The sequence below is a fragment of the Buchnera aphidicola (Cinara cf. splendens/pseudotsugae 3390) genome (genome assembly GCF_900698845.1).
GTDB classification, from domain to species: Bacteria; Pseudomonadota; Gammaproteobacteria; order Enterobacterales; family Enterobacteriaceae; genus Buchnera_F; species Buchnera_F aphidicola_AM.
In genome coordinates, this window is the sequence record NZ_LR217692.1 from 226744 (window position 1) to 248557 (window position 21814).

Below are 21814 nucleotides of genomic sequence, written 5' to 3' on the forward strand. Positions count from 1 at the left end.
TTGATTAATTTGACTATATATTAATAAATTATTATATAATTTTTTATTAAATAATTATTTGTTGTATTCAAAATTAATAAATATTAATAAATATTAAAATTATATTATTCTATCAAAACCCATAAAGGATTTATTTCAGTAGATTGTGTAGTAATTTTAGACAAATAACCGTTATTATTATTAATATAATAAATTTTTATAGAATTAGATAATTCTCCAACAATTACTAATATATTGCCATCTTTACTAATATTAAATGATCGAGGTTGTGATAAGGTTCGATAAGTATGCATCCTTAACAATGTACCTTGTTTATTGTCAATATAAAAAAGAGAAATAATACTATTAGCTCGATCACAGGCATATAAATAATTTCCTGTAGGGTGAACATGGATATCTGAAGACCAAGAAGAACATATAGATGATTGTGACATTAATGAAATCGATTGTATTATCTGTAATTTAATTAATTTATCATTAATAAACCACACATCAATTGTGCCGCTTAATTCATTAATTGAATATAAGTATGGACGTAATGGATGAAAAGTAATATGTCTTGGACCACTATTGTAAGCAGTACTAATAATATTTTTTAAAATTACAGTCATTTTTTTATTTTTATTATGTTGTATTTTATAAATATAAATTTTGTTATCTTTAAGAGCTGATGCAAATAGTAAATTACTTTCGTAATGCATTCTTATAGAATGACATCCTCTTAAATTTTCTACTAAAGCAGCAGTACTACGAATTAGTCCGCATAAATTTAAAGAATAGACACTAAATCCATTTCCATGATATGAAGCACAAAACAACATTGTTTTTTTTTTATTTAATGAAATATAATTGGGTGTATTAAACACTTTAACTTCATGTATTTTTTTAAACTGATTATTTAAATTTTGTTTATAGGTAATAATTTTATTATTCCCTGTTTCTCCAGTATATAATAATTGATGTTTTTTATTGTATTTTAATGGTTGAGGTTTTCCAGAAGTAGTGGTAGTATTTACTTTTAATAAAGTCAAATTATTTTCTAAAATCCAATGTTCAATGCAATGACTTACTGAACAAGAAATAAATATATCTTTTTTCACGTTTATTTCCATTTAAAATTATTCTTAATTTAATAATTAATTTTTAATATTACATATATTGTATTAAATAAAAATTATTCTGATTTAATAACATTACTTAATTTATTTTTTAGGATATTAATTAAAAAATTTTTAATCCATAATAGAATATCTAATTCCTTATTAAATGACTGATAATAATATAACTTATTAGTAATTAATTTCCAATTATTCGGATCTTTAATAATTTTTTTACATATCCAGTTAATATTTAAAATATTTTGTTTTCTAAAAGAAAGACACACCTTTTTTTTAGAACATTGAATTTTTTTTATTCCTATTTCACCAGAAAGAATTTTTACTTTTTTTAATAAAAAAAAATTTTTTACACATCTCGGTAATGTTCCAAGTAAACTGTATAATTTTTTTTTAAGATTATGTAATTCTCCATTATTATTAATACGTGAAACCTTTTTATAAAAAAATAATCTAAGATTTACATCATTTATATAGTTTTCAGGAAAAATAGCTGATATATGTAATTGAATATCTACATTTTTATTACTAGAATTTAATTCATTAAGAGCAGTTTTATTTTTACTTTTTTTAATTTCATTAATAGCCTTACTTAAAAATTTTTTATATAATTTAATTCCAATGGTTTTAATATGTCCGCTTTGATTTTTTCCTAATAATTCACCTACTCCTCTAATCTCCGAATCATGTACTGATAATGTAAATCCAGAACCTAAATTTGTTAAAGATTGTATTAAGTTTAATCTTTCTTGTGCTTTTTTGCTAGGTTTTATATTATTTGACATGAAAAAAAATGCATACGCTTGTATTTCAGATCTACCAATACGACCCCTTAATTGATGTAATTGCGATAATCCAAATTTATCAGCATGTTCTATAATTATAGTATTAACATTACTAATATGAATTCCAGTATCTATTATTGTAGTACATATAAGAATATCAAAATCTTTATTTGAAAATTTACACATGATTTTATGTAAATCTTTTCGAGATATTTTTCCGTGACTTATTTGAATACGTGCTTCTGGAACTAATTTAGATAAATATTTTTTTTTTTCTTCTATATTTTTTATAATATTATATATATAATATATCTGACCTCCTCTTTTTAATTCTTTAATAATGGCTTTTCGTATAGTCTGACTATTAAAATATTGAACAATTGTTTTTATAGCTAATCTTTTTTTTGGAGGTGTTGATATAATTGATAAATCTCGTATTCCCAATGAAGACATATGTAAAGTTCTAGGAATTGGAGTAGCAGTTAACGTTAGAACATCTATATTTATATATAATCCTTTTATTTTTTCTTTATGATATACACCAAAACGATGTTCTTCATCAATAATTAACAATCCTAAATTTTTCCATATTAAAGATTTTGATAAAATTTTATGAGTACCTATCAGTACGTGAATATTACCTTGTTTTATTTTTTTTTGAATATCGCGTTCTTCTGATAAAGAAGTAAAACGAGAATATGTATTAATATTATATATATATTCAGAAAACCTATCTTTAAAAGTATGATAGTGTTGTTGCGCTAGTAATGTTGTAGGAACTAATAGAGCTACTTGTTTTTTGTTATTAAGAGCTATAAAAGCAGCTCTCATAGCTATCTCAGTTTTTCCAAAACCTACATCCCCACACAATAATCGATCCATTGGGATGGGTTTTTGCATATCATTTATAATTTCTTTAATAGATTTTTGTTGATCTTTTGTTATAAAATATGGACATGTATTACAAAAATCATGATATTCTTGAACATTTTTTTTAAAAGAAAATCCCTTTCTTAGTAATCGATGAGATTCATTGTCAATTAATTGAATAGCTACGTCATGGATTTTTTTCTTAATCTTTTTACATTCCAGTAACCATTTTTTATTGCCTAAAGTATGTAAAGGAATGTCTGATAGTGTTGTAAGGCCATATGATTTAATTAATTCAAGAGAAGTTATAGGAACATATAATTTAGCTCGATCTGCATACATAATAACACAATATTCTGCTACTATCCCTTTAGTATTTAAAGTACATAAACCAATATATCGACCTATACCATATTTAATATGAACCACTAATTGATTTTTTTTAAATGGTTGTTTTTTTAAAACAAATTCAGAAAAATTTTTTTTTATTATCTTTGTTTTTATATTTTGCGCCATACAATAAAATGTTCCAATATAAGATTAATAAAAAGAAAAATAATAACATTTTTATACATAATTTTACTAAAAAAATATGTATAATATATTTTCTACAATTGATTTATATATTTAAACTCTATAAATATAGAGCATAATATTATACTAAAGCAGTATAAATAAAAATAAAAATTTTAAAATATATATATTAACATTATTTAAACATTCCGCAAATATCACACATAATATTTTTAACTATATTAAATAAAATTTATAAATATTATAAGTTATATTTATTAATAATTTTAACATATAAATTTTATTAAAATTAAATATTTATATGTAATTATATACAAATTTTTGTGCTTTTAAAATCAAATAACACAGAGAATAATATTCTCTTATATTAAGATGATGTTTAATAAATTAAGTATTCCATACCATGATATTGAAAATGGTTAACAAATCATTTAAAATATAGTTAAATATAAAAAATTTATGTATAAAATGTTATTTATATTATAATTATAATACTAATTAATATTATCGTTATAATTTTTTATTTAAGTGAAATATTGCAATATCAAAAACAAAAAATTTTTTCTTACACTCATTCTAAATATGTATTATTTAAAAAAATAATATTTGACATACATATTTAAATTTATCGGTATTTATTTAAATGAATATTAAAATTGCTATAAATGGATTTGGTCGAATTGGACGCATGATATTTCGACTAGCCCAAAAAAGACCCAACGTAGAAGTAGTTGCAATCAACGATTTATTAAATCCGCAATATATTGCGTATATGTTAAAATATGATTCGACACATGGTTTATTTAAAGGATCGATTCAAGAAAAGAATGGTTATTTACTAATAAATAATAAAAAAATTTATATCTTCTCTGAAAAAGAACCTAAAAATATTGATTGGGGTTCTCTTAATGTTGATATTGTTATGGAATCTACTGGAGTTTTTTTAACTACTGAATCTGCTTCGAAGCACATACAAGCAGGAGCAAAAAAAGTTATTTTGACAGGACCGTCAAAAGACGATACCCCTATGTTTGTAAGAGGCGTTAATTTTAGTCAGTATAATAATCAAAAAATTGTTTCCAACGCATCTTGCACAACAAATTGTTTAGCTCCTTTGGCAAAAGTAATAAATGATGAATTTGAAATTATTGAAGGTTTAATGACTACAGTTCATGCGACAACAGCTACTCAAAAAACAGTAGACGGCGTTTCTTTAAAAGATTGGAGAGGGGGAAGAAGCGCTTTACAAAATATAATACCTGCATCTACAGGAGCAGCGCAAGCTGTAGGAAAAATTCTTCCAGAATTAAATAAAAAAATCACTGGTATTGCATTTCGAGTACCTGTAGCAAATGTATCAGTAGTAGATTTTACGGTTAGATTAAATAAAAAAGCAAGTTATCCAGATATTTGTTCTGCTATAAAATTAGCGTCAAAAACACATATGAAAGATGTTATTGGATACACAAATGAAGAATTAGTATCTAGTGATTTTAATGGACTACATTTAACATCAATATTTGATGAAAAAGCCGGTTTATCTTTAAATAAAAATTTTGTCAAACTAATATCATGGTATGACAATGAAATTGGTTATTCTAGCAAAGCACTGGACTTAGCGGAATGGATTTCGTTAAAATAATTTTATATATTTTATGAATGTATAAATGTCATATTTATATATATTCTGACAGTATTCAGTAGCATTTATTTCAATACTGTCAAATATATATCCGTTATATATAAAACTTTCATTCGTAATAACTGTTAAATATTTTATATAATTAAAAAAATTTACAATAATTAGAAATTAATTATACAAATTATTAATTTCCAGATTAATTAATTTCAACCAATCAGTAACGCGTTTTTTAGTTAAGTGTGGTTGATTATCTTCATCAATTGGTAATCCAAAAAAATGTGTTTTATTTTTTTGCGCTCGAGAAGCTTCAAAAAAATAATTTTTAATTGGCCAAGAACCTACAAATCTAACATTCTTTTTTTTTAAAAAATGATACATAATTCCTAGCGAATCACAAAAATATTCTGAGTAATCTTCTTGATCACCACATCCAAACAATGCTACTATTTTTTTATTTAAATGTGTTTTTTTTAAAAATTGTAGAGATTCTTCCCAGTCGCATTGAAGTTCGCCATAATACCATGTAGATATACCGAAAAATAAAATATCAAAATTTTCCATGTTTTTTAACGGAGAAACAGCAATATCAAATATTGCAGATTTTTTAACATTTAGTTTTTTTTGTATCATATAAGAAATTTTTTCTGTATTTCCGGTATCACTGCCGTAAAAAATACCTATGTTTTTCATTGTGCATCCATATAAAAAAATATCAACAAAATTGATATTATTAACACATAAAATATATACTATATTTATATTAATGTTATTATTTTAATTTTTAAAAAATAGATAAAAAAAGAATCATTTTTTATACATATAAATAATATATTACATTTATATAATATATGATATTTTGAAGTAGTTTATACAAATATTTTGTTTATATATTTCATATAATATAGTATATTATATTTAATAGTATATTTTTAATATTTATTTATTTTTCATGTCTTTTTAAAAAAATAAATATTAAAAATATACTAAAAAAAATATTTATATACAATATATTTCTCTCAAAATAAAAAATAAATTTTTATAAAAAAATTAACAATAAAACTATGTTCATGTATTTAAAATTATTAAATAAAATCTAAATATAAAAAAATAACGTTGTCGTGTAGTACGCGCAAAAAAAAATACGTCTATTCTTTCTATTATTATATCAATTTTTTCGAAATAGAAATATAATGATTAATTATCTAAATAAAAATTTAATTTTTATAAAATTAAATTTATATATTTCTATAAAAATAGATCATTTTTTTATTTAATCCATAAAATATATTAAAATTAAAAATATAATTTCAACAAGAAAAGAGATAACCTTATTTAAAATATTTTTTATAAAAAGATATTACTATTAATAAATTTTACGTTCAAAAAAATATTATATACAATATACCAACAATAATTGTTATATATTGTATAAAGATTTAATTTTTTATGGAAATCATTAAACTATATATTTAAAAATTACTTTTTATATACAATTTGAATTAATATTTTTAACAATTAAAGCTATAAAAATATAAATTTTATTTAATATACATTAAAATTTAATATATTATTTTTCTGTAATAAATATTAAAAATTATATTCCATTCAAAAATTTTTATAGATTATATATTTCATTGAATAGAACCATAAAATAAATATTTATATTAATATTTATTAATTTTCAATATCTACTTTAAATATAAGAATTTTACTAGTATAAATGTATTCATTAAGTACATTAAAAAACAATTAATTTAAAAACTCAATCAAGTATTATAAAAAGAAAAATTTTTTAAAAAAATTTATCTAAATTAAAATATAGAAAAATATATATTTAAAATCAATTAATATAAAATAATCAACAAAAATTATTAATAATAAATTATATTAATTAAAATTAGAAATAATTTTTTTAAAAAAAAATTAATACTATTTTTCTATCTATAATTATAAATTTTGATAATACTTTTAAAAATAAATAAAAAAAAATATGATAATATTTTGAAAAATATATAAAATCCTTCAATTCATAAAAAATATATTTAGATATAATTAGAAATTTACTTTCAAATATTAATATATATAAATATTATTTATAATTTACCAAAAAATTTTTCAAAATATATAAGTATTCACAAAAACAGAGCTCTTGAATATGAATAATTTTATTCTCGAAGAAATTATAAATAAAAAATTAAAAAACTATAAATACAAAAAAGATCATGCACCTAACGGTTTACAGGTAGAAGGAAAAAATGAAATAAAAAAAATAATTACAGGAGTAACGGCCTGTAAAAATCTTTTAAAAATTGCTTTACAAAAAAATGCAGATGCAATTATTGTACATCACGGTTATTTTTGGAACAATCAAGAAAAAAAAATTTTAGGTATGGATAGACATCGTTTAAAAATATTATTATCAAATGATATTAATCTATATAGTTGGCATTTACCTCTAGATTTACATCCTAAATTTGGTAATAATATTCAACTAGGAAACTTACTAAACATTACTACTTATGGTTATGCACTCCCGTATGTTCTTATAGGAAAATTTAAAAAAAAACAAACTGCAACATCATTAATTCAAACCATATCAAAAAAATTAGAAAGAACCCCATTTCATTATGGTCGAACAGGACCTAAATACATTAAACGCGTCGCTTGGTGTACAGGAAAAGGGCAAAATTTTTTCAATCAATCTATAAAATTAAAAATTGATGCATATTTAACTGGAGAAGTTTCGGAAGAGACAATTCATATAGCCGAAGAAAATAACGTGCATTTTTTCTCTTTAGGGCACCATGCTACAGAAAAATCAGGAATTTTTTCATTAGGAACATGGTTATCTCAAAAAGATAAAAACCTGATAGTTAATTTTGTTGATGTACATAATCCAATTTAATAATATATACCATTTATTAAATTTTAATTCGTATTTAACTATATAGATATATAAAATATATATGAAAAATAAAAAAAAAATATTTTCATTATGGAATACAGGATGGTTATACTCAAACAACCAATTATTTTTAGAAAATATTTATAAAAAATTTTTATCCAATTCAAAAACACTGGATTCATGTTGGAAAAAAACATTTAATAATATATCTAATAATAAACATATGACAAATAGTAATAACATTACTAATAAACCTAATTCTCAAATAAAAAAAAACACTTTGTATTCTTATTCTGATGTCACCTCAAAAAATTTAACACAAAAATACAAAAATGAATTATTAAAAGAAAAATTTTTAAAATTAATAAATTCTTATCGAATATATGGACATTATGTATCAAATTTAAACCCGCTGATATTTTTAAAAAAAACAAAAAATATTCCTGAATTATCTCATTTATTTCATAATATTCAATTAAAAGAACTTAATCATAAGATAAACTTCAATTTTTTATGTTTTAGAAAAAACATTAATTCTTTTAATGAAATATATTCATTTTTCAAAAAAAAATACTGTGGTTATATTGGATTTGAATATATGCATTTAAATAATATTAAACAAAAAAAATGGTTAAAAAATTATATCGAAACTAAAAACGTTAAAAACTCTTTATCCAGCAATGAAAAAAGAAAAATATTAGAAGATTTAATTCAATCTACTACTTTCGAAAAATTTATTCATACTAAATTTCCAGGAAATAAACGATTTTCTTTAGAAGGATGTGATATTTTAATTCCGGTATTAAAAAAAATTATAATGTTTTGTATTAAAAAAAAAACTAAAAAAATATTTTTAGGTATGGCTCATAGAGGTCGGTTAAATGTAATGCATAATGTCTTACATTATGATGTATTAAGCATGTTTCATAAAACAACCTTGTCCTGTAAAAATCACAATGGTACTGGAGATGTGAAGTACCATATAGGATTAAAAAAAACCATCCAAAAAAACAATAAAAAAGTTGAAATTAACTTATTGGATAATCCTTCACATTTAGAAATTATAACACCTGTTGTTATTGGTTGTTGTAAATTTTTTTTAGATCAAAAATCTTCTCAATATAATCCTTTACCTATTATTATACACGGAGATGCTGCTTTTATTGGACAAGGTGTAATACAAGAAACTTTAAATATGTCTCAAGTTCCTGCATATAATGTTTTAGGTAGCGTACATATTATTATTAATAATCAAATTGCTTTTACTACATCTAAAAAAAAACATTTAAGAACTAGTTTTTATTGCACAGATATTGCAAAGATGATTAATTCACCTATTTTCCATGTTAATGCTGATCAACCTGAACATGTTATATTTACTATTAAGTTAGCTTTAAAATTTCGATATTTATTTAAAAAAGATGTTTTTATTGAATTAGTATGTTATCGAAGATTAGGTCATAATGAAGTTGACGATCCATATATAACTCAGCCAAAAATGTATAATACAATAAAAAAACATAAAAGTATTTGTATTTTGTACTCTAAAAAAATAATAAATATATTAAAAGAAAAAGATACTTCATATGAACAACTATATATACATTTTATGCAAAAATTATATAAAAAAATACAAAACTATAATTCCAATAAAAATAATTTAAAAAAATTACATTACAATAAACATCCTAAAAAATATTTAATTAACCAAAATCACGATTTAAATTCTTTAAAAAGAATAGCAACTGAACTCTTTACTTTACCAAAAAATTTAATTGTACATAATCAAGTAAAAAAAATTTTTTTCAATCGCACACAAATGATCAATAATAAAATTCCTTTGGACTGGGGTTCTGCAGAAAATTTAGTTTATGCTGTTTTAATGTACTATGGTGTTACATGTCGATTAACTGGAGAGGATGTACGAAGAGGAACCTTCTGTCATAGACATGCTTCTGTTATTTGTCAACAAAAGAATACTGCATATATTCCATTACAAAATCTATCCTCTGTCAGCGGCTCATTTTATGTCTGGGACTCAGTTTTGTCAGAAGAATCTACTTTAGCCTTTGAATACGGTTATTCAAAAGTATCCCATACTACATTAAATATATGGGAAGCTCAATTTGGTGATTTTTCTAATGGAGCTCAGATTGTTATAGATCAATTCATAACATCTAGTTTACAAAAATGGGGACATTCTTCATCTCTAGTAATCTTACTCCCGCATGGTTATGAAGGACAAGGACCTGAACATTCATCTGGTCGATTAGAAAGATATTTACAACTATGTGCACAAAATAATATTAAAATTTATATACCTACTACAGTATCCCAAATGTATCATATTTTATTAAAACAAGGATGTAGTATGTCTAAAATTCCTATAATTATATTTACTCCTAAATCATTATTAAGAAATCCATTAACATTTATATTCATGAAAGAATTGTTAATAGAAAAATTTCATAAAATTTTATTTACACAATCAAATAATACATATAATTCAATATCTTATATTATTTTTTGTTCAGGAAAAATCTATTATGAATTACTAAGTTTTTATCAAAAAAATAATATTATTGATACTGTAATAATACGCATTGAACAATTATATCCTTTCCCATATTTAAAAATAAACAAAGCTATTAAAAAATTTACTCAAGTAAAGTATTTTATATGGTGTCAAGAGGAACCAATAAATCAAGGTAGTTGGAAATATATATATTTTTATTTCAAAAAATATATTTTAATAAATTATAAATCAATTTTTTTAAAATACATTGGTCGACCAAAATTCTCTTCTACTGCAGAAGGAAATTTAATAGATCATACAATACAACAAAAAAAAATTATAGAATCAGCATTTTCAATGTCAATGAAAAAAATAATAAGTGAAAAATATGAATAAAAATATAAAAATTTTAGCTCCTGATTTACCTGAATCAGTTAATAATGCAGTAATCTTAAAGTGGCATAAACAAATAGGAAATATCGTTCAAGAAGATGAGTTAGTAGTTGAGATTGAAACAGACAAAATTATATTAGAGGTATCATCTCCCGTTTCTGGTATTTTACACTCACAAAATATGTCTACAGGTCAGAGTATACAGTCACAGTCTATATTAGGATACATTCAGCCAATCGAAAAAAAATCAAATATATTTAATACAAAAAACTATTCAACACAAAAAAATAATGAAAGAGATTTTTTTACACCAAAAATGCGTAGATTAATAACAAATAATGAAATTAACAAGGTGATGATTAAAGGAATAAAAATAAAAAAAAAAATTACTAAGGATAATTTTATTTTTAAAAAATCATGTATTTTAAATAAAAAAAACCAAAATAAAAAAGAAAACACAAATTTTTTATCAGAAAAAATTATAAATAATGATACATCATCTAGAACAAGATCTTGTGATCGAATTGCAATGAATCCATTGAGAAAAAAAATATCAGAGAGATTATTATCAACTATTCAAAACACAGCTATGTTAACTACCTTTAATGAAGTTAATATGAAACCAATTATGTTGCTCAGAAATAAATATGGTGACTATTTTAAAGAAAAAAATGGTATAAAATTAGGATATATGTCCTTTTATGTAAAAGCAGTAATACATGCATTAAAAAAATTTCCAGATATGAATGCCTCTATAGAGGGTACTGATATTATTTATCATGATTATTATGATATTAATATTGCTGTATCTACTCCTAGAGGATTAATAACACCTGTTCTAAAATACGCTAATCATTTATCTATGTTTGAAATTGAAAAAAAAATAAAATCTTTTTCTGTTCTAGGTCAATCTGGAAAACTACAATTAAAAGATCTAGAATCTGGTACATTTACTATTACTAACGGAGGAGTTTTTGGTTCACTATTTTCTACTCCAATTATTAATCCCCCCCAAGTAGCCATTCTAGGTATGCATCATATTAAAAATAGACCGGTAGTTATATGTAATAAAATAAAAATACTACCTATGATGTATTTAGCTATATCTTATGATCATCAATTAATTGATGGAAAACAAGCAATACAATTTTTAAATTGTATAAAAGATACTATAGAAGATTTTTCTAGAATTATAATAGACATATAATATTGAGATTTTATACACATAATATTTTATTATAATTATTATAATACAATAAAATCAATATGTAATTAATATACTTGGAATATTTTTTATATAATAATTAATTATTCTATTAAAATTTATATACTGTATACCAAATTAATTATACAAAGTATTAAATTTGTTTTATTAGTTTAAAAACCGATTAACCATATTTTCTGACATATTGAATATAATATATATTACGTTCTCTTATATTATGAAAAATAAAAATATGTTGTATTGTGATTAGTATTCAGTATACAAAACTAATCAATTTACATATTTTAACAAAAATAATACAATATTTTTATATACAGAAAAATACATATGAAATTATATTGTTCTGTGTATTGTAAAAAATAAAATTTAGGTGAGTGATGAAAAATAAAAAAATAGTACTAATGCGACATGGAGAAAGTCAATGGAATCAACTAAATAAATTCACTGGATGGAAAGATGTTTCTTTATCTGAAAAAGGAAAAAAAGAAGCTCGACATGCAGCTAAAATATTAAAAAAAAATAAATTTAGATTTGATATTGCATATACATCAGTATTAAAAAGAGCTATCCATACTCTATGGATAATATTAAAAAAATTGGATTATATATGGATACCAGTGCATAAATCATGGAAATTAAATGAAAGAAATTATGGATCTTTAGAAGGTTTAAACAAAGATGAAGTAGTGAATCAGTACGGGCATAAACAAGTTCAATTATGGAGAAGAAGTTTCTTCGCTTTACCCCCAAAAAACAATAATTTAGATGTTATTCGCTTAAAAAATGATAAAAAATATCAAAATCTAAAAAAAGAAGATCTTCCAAATTCTGAAAACTTAAAAATGACATATAATAGAGTAATTAATTTTTGGAAGTCTAATGTTTTACCTCAAATACAAAAAAACAAAAAAATAATCATAGTAGCACATGGTAATTCCTTACGTGCTTTAATAAAATACTTAAATAATATTAATGATGTAGAAATTGAAAAAGTAGATATTTCTACTGGTTCTCCAATTGTATATGAATTTTCTCACGATATTAAACCTTTAAAATATTATTATTTATAATATTTTTACATAAAAATTAAATTTTTAAATCATTTAATAAAATATTAATATAAATATTTTTTAGTTTCTAATAAAAATGTTCTATTTAAATAATCTTAATTTTTAAAATTAATACATTATTTTCATAAAATTAATATTCAAAAATTTTATGTTATTTAAATAAATATTTAACATTAAGGTCGCATCACTATAATGATTAAAAAAATAGGAGTTTTGACAAGCGGTGGCGATGCTCCAGGAATGAACGCAATTATACGATCTATAGTATACACAGCTCGAAATAATAATTTAGAAGTAATTGGTATTAAAAATGGTTTTTTAGGTTTATATAACGATACTACCATTCCATTATATCGTAATAATGTATCTAACTTAATGAATACAGGTGGAACATTTTTAGGATCTTCTAGATTTTTAGAGTTTAGATTACCAAAAATACGACAAACTGCTGTTAGTAACATCTTAAAAAGAAAAATTGATGCTTTAATTATAATAGGAGGTGATGGATCATATATAGGAGCTAAATGTTTAACTGATATGGATATTCCTTGCATAGGAATTCCAGGTACAATTGATAACGATGTTTCTGGAACTGACTATAGCGTAGGATATTTTACTGCCTTAGAAACAGTAGTTAATGCCATTGATAAATTAAGGGACACTATTTCTTCACATCAAAGAATTTCTATTATTGAAATAATGGGTCGTTATTGCGGAGATTTAACATTATTATCAGCTATTGCTGGAGGATGTGAATTTATTATTATTCCAGAAATAATTTATAGAAAAGAATCATTGTTATTAGAAATACAAAAAAGTATAAAAAAAGGTAATAAACACGCTATTATAGCTATTACTGAGCATATGTGTGATGTTAACAAATTAGCCAATTATATTCAAAGAAAAACTAATAAAGAAACACGAGCTACTATATTAGGACATATTCAAAGAGGTGGGGTACCGGTAGCATACGATAGAATATTAGCATCTCGTATGGGCATACACGCTATAAAACTACTTTTAAATGGACATAAAGGAAAATGTGTTGGTATTATAAATAATCAAATGGTTCACCACGATATTGATTATGCACTAAAAAACATGAAACAATCATTGAAGAAAGATTTATTACACGTAATAAACAATCGTATTGTCTAAAAAAAATTTAATTTCTTTAAATACTATTGTTATAATAAGTGCCGGTGATCCGGCGCTTTAATATAAGTTATTATTTTAAAAATTAAAAAATATTATACATAAATATATATAATATTTAATTTTATAATAATAACTCATATTATTTTATTTAAAAGAAACATTTTAGTAATAATCATTTATATAAAAAATAATAAATTACTTATATGCTTATTAAAAAAATATTATGCAAATAAAATATTTGGTACAAAAATATAAATTAAATATTTATTAATTTTATAATTTTAATAAATTCTGTTATTTCCAGAGAAGATCTACCAATTAGGAAACCATCAATATCTTCTTTAGATATCAATTCTGATACATTTTTATTTGTTACCGCTCCACCATACTGAATAAAAAAATTTTTTATTTTGTAATTTGATTTAATATTTATATATTGACGAATAAATTGAGCAACATATTGTACTTCTGAAGGAGTAGCAGAATTTTGTGATCCAATCGCCCAAATAGGTTCGTAAGCAATAATAGAGTTATCAAATGCATGTGTACCACATGTATTTAATATAATATCTATTTGTTTAATACAGACTTCTTCAATTCTATTATCGACTTTTTCTTGTTTAGTTTCCCCTATACATAAAATTGGAATCAAATTTTCTTGTTTTAATAATCTAAATTTATTTGCAACTATATGATTAGTTTCTTTATGATTAAATCGTCTTTCAGAATGACCGATAATTACATATTTAATCATCATATCATTCAGCATATTAGGAGAAATTTCTCCAGTAAAAGATCCTAAAACATGATTATCAACATTTTGAGCGCCTGAAAAAATTTTTTTCTTTTTAAAAATTGATAAATTTTTAATTATATAAGTGTATATGATAGGTAAAGAAATTATTATTGTCCCTTTAGGATTGTATTTTTTCACAAATAAACTTAATAATTTTAAAAATTTTTTGATTTTTTTTTTTGTACCATTTAATTTCCAATTACCTACAATTATTGGTTTAATCATTTTACAACACCTATAGAAGCAATTATTAGAGTTCAGTATACTCAAATAATTGCTAAATTATAAAAAATTATTTACTGAAAAAATATTAAATTTTAGTTTTTAAAATAAAATAATATATTTAACTATTCTTTTATATACGATTTATATAATTTTTAGTTTTTAATTCAAAATAAGATATATATTTTTTTAAAAAAAATTTTTACTTATTCTATACCTTATATCTATTAAAATATATTGATAATACCAAAAATCACTAAATCCTTTTATTTCTATATATTACTATTATTTTAAAAAAAACATACATTCTAGAATATTTTTTGTTAAAAATTCAATAATTTATTTTGAAATATAAATATTTATTGACTTAATGTAATGATTTTAATTATATTAGATATTCTTTAAATAAATGTATTGAAAATATTTCTGTGATTGTATTAATTTTTAGCGTCTTCAAATGCTTGTGTCATAGTGTTATCATTTTTTTTAAAATCAATTGAATTTTCTTGTAATGAAAAATTTTGCATATTTTTTAAATGTAATTCTTCTGTAATTGACACATATACAGTTCTATTTTTTTTATCAAATCCAAGAATTTGAACCAATAAAGTATTTCCGATAGATAAATCAGATATATATTTTTGACGGTAAGAAGATGGTATATTTGCTAACTTTAAACATCCCAAAATACCTTTTTCTATTTTTAATAATATAGCTTTTTCTTCAATTGATTTGACTACACCAAAAATAGCTGTATTTTTTTGATTATTTGAGATATATTTATAGAATGGATCTTCTTGAAGTTGTTTAATTCCTAAAGAAATCCTTTCTCTTACAGAATCTACCTGAAGAACTATTGCTTCAATATTTTGACCTTTTTTATATTTTTTTACTTCTTTGTCTCCTGAAACAAACCAAGACAAATCGGATAAATGAACTAAACCATCAATACCACCTTTTAAACCTATAAAAATTCCAAAATCAGTAATAGATTTAATTTTACCGGATACCTTACATCCTTTATTATTTTTTTCAGCAAATATATTCCATGGATTAATTTTACATTGTTTAATTCCCAATGAAATACGTCTTCTAGATTCATCAATGTTTAAAATAGATACATTAATTTTTTCTTTAGGTTTTACAACTTTAGAAGGATGAATATTTTTATTAGTCCAATCCATTTCTGAAACGTGTACTAATCCTTCTACACCTTCTTCAATTTCTACAAAACAACCATAATCAGTTAAATTAGTAACATATCCCGTATGTTTACTACCTTCCGGATAACGTTGTGTAAGATTAGTCCAAGGATCAATACCTAATTGTTTCAAACCTAATGAAACTCTTGTTTTTTGTTCATCAAATTTTAATACTTTAACTTTAATTGTATCACCTATTTTTACTATTTCACTGGGATGTTGGACTCTTTTCCAAGCCATATCAGTAATGTGTAACAATCCATCTACTCCTCCTAAATCAATAAAAGCACCGTAATCTGTTAAATTTTTAACCATTCCTTTAATAATGTTCCCTTCTTGTAAGTTTTTTAACAACTGATCACGTTCAGCATTGTTTTCTAATTCAATAACTGCTTTTCGTGAAACAACTACATTATTTCTTTTTTGATCTAGTTTAATAACCTTAAAGTCTAAATTTTTTCCTTCTAGATGCAAAGTATCTCGCACAGGACGAACATCAACTAAAGATCCAGGTAAAAAAGCTCGTATATCATTTAATTCAACGGTAAAACCCCCTTTTACCTTACCATTAATTACACCTCTGACATTACGTAATTCTTTATGAGCTTTTTCTAAATTAACCCAAGATTCATGTCTTTTAGCTTTTTCTCTTGATAAAACAGTTTCACCGAAACCATCCTCTATAGCGTCTAAAGAAACATCAATCATGTCTCCTACTTTTACTTCTAATTTACCACTGGAATTTTTAAATTGTTCTATAGGAATAAAGGATTCTGATTTTAATCCTGCATCAACTATAACCATATCATTATCTATTGATACTACTGATCCTTTAATAATGGATCCAGGACGGGTTTCTACTTTTTTTAGTGATTCTTCGAATAGTTCAGCGAAAGATGTTGTCATATAAAATGTTTTATTTATGTGTATTATGAAAGTTTAAAAGTGTTTAAAATAAGTTAAACAACCATAAAAAGTTAGTCAAAAAACCATTTATTTTTTAAATGGAATATAATAAAGAATATATAAAAATTAATACTACTATTACCTAAAAAGGTAATTAACATGTATTTATAATGATATTAATAAAAAAAAATAATTTTATAAATAAAAACTTTAAATTGTTAAAATTATAATTTTAATATCTTGCGTTTTAACTGATTTAATAAAATTATTACACATTAAATAATATCTTTTTATTTAAAAAAATAATTTTATAAAAAAATATAAATATATATCAATTATTATAAAAAATATCGCTATATTAAGAATTAATATATATACTAAAATATTTGAAAATTTTTATATATAATCGTTTGCATTTACGTTTATTTGTAGTCAATTATACACAAACTCATTAATTAATAGAATTTTACATTTTAGATAAAATCACTACATTTAATTTTTTAAAAATGACAAATTGAGTTAAATTTTTCAAAAAAAGATGGAAATGTTTTATTTACACAAGTTGGATTTAATAATGTTATTGGTACTCCAGATAAAGCAATTAAAGAAAAACACATAGCCATACGATGATCGTTGTATGTATTAATAGTAGCATGTAAAAATTTTTTTACAGGATGAACAATTATAAAGTCACGTCCTTCTTGTACTTGAGCACCAATTTTTTTTAATTCAGTTGCCATAGCACACAAACGATCTGTTTCTTTAACTCTCCAATTATATATGTTTTTAATATAAACAAAATGCTCTGCGAATAAACCTAGCATAGCAATAGTCATAGCTGCGTCCGGAATATGATTACAGTCAATAGTAATACCAGATAAACTATTTTTAGTACAAATCAGTGAATTTTTTTTCCAAAAAATAGATACTCCCATTTTTTTTAATACATCAACAAACTTTGCATCTCCTTGTATACTATTTTTTTTTATACCGTTAATCTTTACAAATCTTCCCTTTATAGCTGCAGCTGCTAAAAAATAGGTAGCAGAAGACATATCGCTTTCTACTAAATATTTTTTAGGAGAAACATACGTTTGATTTCCCTTAACAAAAAAACATTTATAATTATCTATAATATTTATTGAAACACCAAATATTTTCATTAAATTGATAGTCATATCAATATATGGTTTAGAAACTAATACACCTTTAACAATAATTTTTGTATCCAATTTTGCTAAAGGAGCAATCATTAAAAGTGCACTTAAAAATTGACTTGATATTGATCCATCTACAACAATTTTTCCTCCTGTAAATCCTCCTTGCACGTATACAGGAGGATATTTTAAGTTGTTTAAATAACTAATATTAGCTCCTCCTAATTGTAACGATTCTACTAAATGATGAATTGGTCGTTCTTGCATTCTTTTATCACCGGTTAAAACAATTTTATTATTTTTAATAGATAATGCTGCTAATAATGGACGCATAGCGGTTCCAGCATTACCTAAATATAAAGTAATTTTTCTTTCTATATAAAATGGACCAGAATTTCCTTCTATTATACATTCTGATTTATTATAATCCCAATGATATGTTATACCTAACTGAGATAATGCTTCCAACATATATTTAACATCATCACTATATAATAAATTTTTTATGATCGTGCTACCTGTAGATATAGCTGATAATAATAATACTCGATTTGAAATACTTTTTGATCCGGGTAAATTTAATTCACCTTCAATATATTTAATAGGCAATAAAGTTAAACTTTTTTGCATGATAAATAAACTCCTACGAATAAATAGTGATAATTATAAATTTTTTATGTTAGTTTTAACTGAATTTTTCTTCAAAATATTTCATAAAACGAATTAAATGATAAATCCCTTCAATAGGCATAGCGTTATATATAGAAGCTCGAATCCCTCCTACTAAAGAATGTCCTTTTAATCCTAATAATTTATATTTTTCAGCAGTATCAACAAATAAATTCGTTAATTTTTTTTCCTTTAAATGAAATGTCACATTCATATGTGATTGATGAGAAGGTATAATATAATTTTTATAAAAATCAGTAGAATTTAAATACTGATACAGTAGTTTTGCTTTTTTTTTGTTGTTTTTTTCTATAACAGATAAGCCGCCTAAATTTTTAATCCATTTAAATACTAGTCCAGCTACGTACCAGGAAAATACACTAGGTGTATTTAACATAGAATTTGATTTCATTAATAATTTATAATTTAAAATAGAAGGAGATTGTATATTTGACTGCATTAACAAATCATCACGAATAATTACTAAAGTAATACCTGCAGGACCAATATTTTTTTGAGCACATGCATAAATAATACCGTATTTTTCTACATTAATTTTTCGTGATAAAATAGTAGAAGAAAAATCACCTACTATAATTTTATTATTCAGTATAGGTTCTTCAAAAATTTCTATTCCTTCAATAGTCTCATTTGGACAATAATGTAAATATGTATATCTAGAAGATACATCCCAATCTTTTATCGATTGAATGGAAATAATTTTATTTCTTGATATTTTTCTTACGGATATACATGTAGGGCTACAGTATTTTTTTGCCTCTTGATAAGCACATAATGACCAATATCCACTGTGTATGTACTCTGGTTGCACAAATTTATGCTTTAAGTTTAACGGAATAGCAGAAAATTGACCTCGTGCTCCACCATGACAAAATAAAATATAGTAATTACTAGGTATATTTAATATAGAACGTAAATCTTTTTCAACCTGAAAAGTATATTCTATAAACTTTTGACTACGATGACTGATCTCAATAATTGAAGATTGAGAGTCATTCCAATTGAAAAAATTTTTTTTTATTTCAGACAAAACTATTTTTGGAAGAACAGCCGGTCCAGGATTAAAATTATACACAATAGCCATATTTATCACCAATATAATTGCTTTATATTTTAAGTACTACAGAATAGAAATAAAGATTTTTATGTATTAACATATACACTAAAATTTTTTAGCAAATTACATTAAAAATTTTATACCGTTCATATAAGGTTTTTGCAATACTTTTGGAACAGATATTTTTCCATTAGAACATTGAAAATTCTCTAAAATAGCAGCTAAAATCCTTCCAACAGCTAGACCCGAACCATTTAAAGTATGTAAAAAAAAGTTTTTTTTATTACTACTGTCTTTATAACGAGCATTAATTCTTCTAGCTTGAAAATCACCAATCATTGAACATGAAGATACTTCTCTATATATTTTTTGAACAGGAAACCATACTTCTAAATCATATGTTTTTTGAGATGAAAAACCTAGTTCACCTGTACACAATAATATTTTTCTATACGGCAGTTGTAATAATTGTAGTATTTTTTCTGCATGTTGTGTTAAAATTTCAAGTGTATTTTCAGATTTAAGAGGATGTACAATTTGTACAATTTCAACTTTATCAAATTGACGATTCCTGATTAATCCTTTAACATTTTTTCCATAAGTATTTTTTTCAGCACGAAAACAAGAACTCAAAGCAACAAATTTTAATGGCAATTCTTTAAATAAAATAATTTTATTTTGAACCAAATTTACTAAAGGTACCTCTGATGTTGGTATCAAAAACAGTTTTTCATACCTATTCTTTTGATAATCCTCATGCAACGTATACGCATGAAATAAATCTGATTTAAATTTTGGTAATTGACCTGTACCAAACATACAAGAATCTTTTACAATATGAGGTACATACACTTCTTTATACCCGTGTATTCGAGTATGTACATCCAACATGAACTGTCCTAATGCGCGATGTAAGTGTGCAACCGGACCTTTCATAATCACATAACCAGAACCAGAGATAACAGAAGATGTCTTCCAATCAAAACCTTGTAATTTGTTTCCAATTTCTATATGATCAATAATAGAGAAGTTGTATTTTTTTTTTTTTCCCCATGAATAAATTTTTTTATTATTTTTTTCTCCTGTACCTATAGGTACATCATGATACGGTATATTAGGAACAAAAATCAGTATTTTATATATTTTTTTTTTTATTTTTTCTAATTTTTTTTTCAGATTTTTAATAGCTAAACGAGAGGTAATAATTTGATTTTTAAAAACATCACACTCGTTAAAAAGTTTTTTTCTATACATTAAATGTTGTGACATTCTTTTGTGTTCTGATGTTTTTTTTTCACTGTGGATCTGTAATTTTTTTCTTTTTTTTTCTAAATTTTTTAATCTATCTATATCTAGAATATAATTTTTTTTCTTTAATAAATCTTGATAAAAAGAATAATTATTTTTAATTGCATTAAAATTTAACATAGTACTTATAATTTTCCAGTATACAAACTTTTAATAAATCTATAATATGTATAAAATACATATGTATATATTTATTATATACATGATGTTTAATAAAATAAATTCATAAATACTGCATATTTCTTGTATTATTAAAATATTTAA

At 22.9% G+C, this 21814-nt stretch carries 14 protein-coding genes; 6 read left to right on the top strand and 8 right to left on the bottom strand.

Annotated features, from left to right (window positions below):
• Window positions 1-104: 104 nt before the first annotated feature.
• Window positions 105-1100: a beta-propeller fold lactonase family protein gene (locus BUCISPPS3390_RS00975; protein ID WP_172599027.1), complete on the bottom strand. Its 996-nt coding sequence runs from the start codon at window positions 1098-1100 to the stop codon at window positions 105-107.
• Window positions 1101-1174: 74 nt separating this feature from the next.
• Window positions 1175-3286: a transcription-repair coupling factor gene (gene mfd / locus BUCISPPS3390_RS00980; RefSeq protein ID WP_154060799.1), complete on the bottom strand. Its 2112-nt coding sequence runs from the start codon at window positions 3284-3286 to the stop codon at window positions 1175-1177.
• A gap of 661 nt (window positions 3287-3947) precedes the next feature.
• Between mfd and gap the strand changes: the two genes are divergently transcribed.
• Window positions 3948-4946, top strand: coding sequence for a type I glyceraldehyde-3-phosphate dehydrogenase (gene gap, locus BUCISPPS3390_RS00985; protein WP_154060800.1), 999 nt, complete (start codon window positions 3948-3950; stop codon window positions 4944-4946).
• 168 nt (window positions 4947-5114) lie between these two features.
• Here gap and BUCISPPS3390_RS00990 read toward each other — a convergent pair whose 3' ends face one another.
• Window positions 5115-5636, bottom strand: coding sequence for a flavodoxin (locus BUCISPPS3390_RS00990; RefSeq protein ID WP_154060801.1), 522 nt, complete (start codon window positions 5634-5636; stop codon window positions 5115-5117).
• 1465 nt (window positions 5637-7101) lie between these two features.
• Between BUCISPPS3390_RS00990 and BUCISPPS3390_RS00995 the strand changes: the two genes are divergently transcribed.
• The 5 genes from BUCISPPS3390_RS00995 (at window position 7102) to pfkA (ending at window position 14212) form a co-directional block, all read left to right on the top strand.
• Window positions 7102-7851, top strand: a complete 750-nt coding sequence (locus BUCISPPS3390_RS00995) for a Nif3-like dinuclear metal center hexameric protein (protein ID WP_154060802.1) — start codon at window positions 7102-7104, stop codon at window positions 7849-7851.
• A 61-nt stretch (window positions 7852-7912) separates the two neighbouring features.
• Complete coding sequence (locus BUCISPPS3390_RS01000; protein ID WP_154060803.1) at window positions 7913-10762, top strand: 2-oxoglutarate dehydrogenase E1 component; 2850 nt, start codon at window positions 7913-7915, stop codon at window positions 10760-10762.
• A complete protein-coding gene (sucB, locus tag BUCISPPS3390_RS01005) occupies window positions 10755-11966 on the top strand; it encodes a dihydrolipoyllysine-residue succinyltransferase (RefSeq protein ID WP_154060804.1) in 1212 nt (403 codons plus the stop codon). The genes BUCISPPS3390_RS01000 and sucB overlap by 8 nt, the downstream gene beginning before the upstream one ends.
• A 395-nt stretch (window positions 11967-12361) precedes the next feature.
• Window positions 12362-13054: a 2,3-diphosphoglycerate-dependent phosphoglycerate mutase gene (gene gpmA / locus BUCISPPS3390_RS01010; RefSeq protein WP_154060805.1), complete on the top strand. Its 693-nt coding sequence runs from the start codon at window positions 12362-12364 to the stop codon at window positions 13052-13054.
• A 192-nt stretch (window positions 13055-13246) separates the two neighbouring features.
• Window positions 13247-14212, top strand: a complete 966-nt coding sequence (pfkA, locus tag BUCISPPS3390_RS01015; protein WP_154060806.1) for a 6-phosphofructokinase — start codon at window positions 13247-13249, stop codon at window positions 14210-14212.
• Window positions 14213-14468: 256 nt separating this feature from the next.
• Here the strand turns inward: pfkA and tpiA are convergent, their stop codons facing one another.
• From tpiA to serS, 5 genes are all read right to left on the bottom strand, one after another.
• Complete coding sequence (gene tpiA / locus BUCISPPS3390_RS01020) at window positions 14469-15233, bottom strand: triose-phosphate isomerase (RefSeq protein WP_154060807.1); 765 nt, start codon at window positions 15231-15233, stop codon at window positions 14469-14471.
• Between the two features lie 434 nt (window positions 15234-15667).
• Window positions 15668-17338: a 30S ribosomal protein S1 gene (rpsA, locus tag BUCISPPS3390_RS01025; protein WP_154060808.1), complete on the bottom strand. Its 1671-nt coding sequence runs from the start codon at window positions 17336-17338 to the stop codon at window positions 15668-15670.
• Window positions 17339-17838: 500 nt separating this feature from the next.
• A complete protein-coding gene (aroA, locus tag BUCISPPS3390_RS01030; RefSeq protein WP_154060809.1) occupies window positions 17839-19125 on the bottom strand; it encodes a 3-phosphoshikimate 1-carboxyvinyltransferase in 1287 nt (428 codons plus the stop codon).
• A 55-nt stretch (window positions 19126-19180) separates the two neighbouring features.
• Window positions 19181-20269, bottom strand: coding sequence for a 3-phosphoserine/phosphohydroxythreonine transaminase (gene serC / locus BUCISPPS3390_RS01035; RefSeq protein ID WP_154060810.1), 1089 nt, complete (start codon window positions 20267-20269; stop codon window positions 19181-19183).
• Window positions 20270-20365: 96 nt separating this feature from the next.
• Window positions 20366-21670 (bottom strand): serine--tRNA ligase, encoded by a 1305-nt coding sequence (serS, locus tag BUCISPPS3390_RS01040; protein ID WP_154060811.1) that lies wholly within the window; start codon window positions 21668-21670, stop codon window positions 20366-20368.
• Between the last annotated feature and the right edge of the window lie 144 nt (window positions 21671-21814).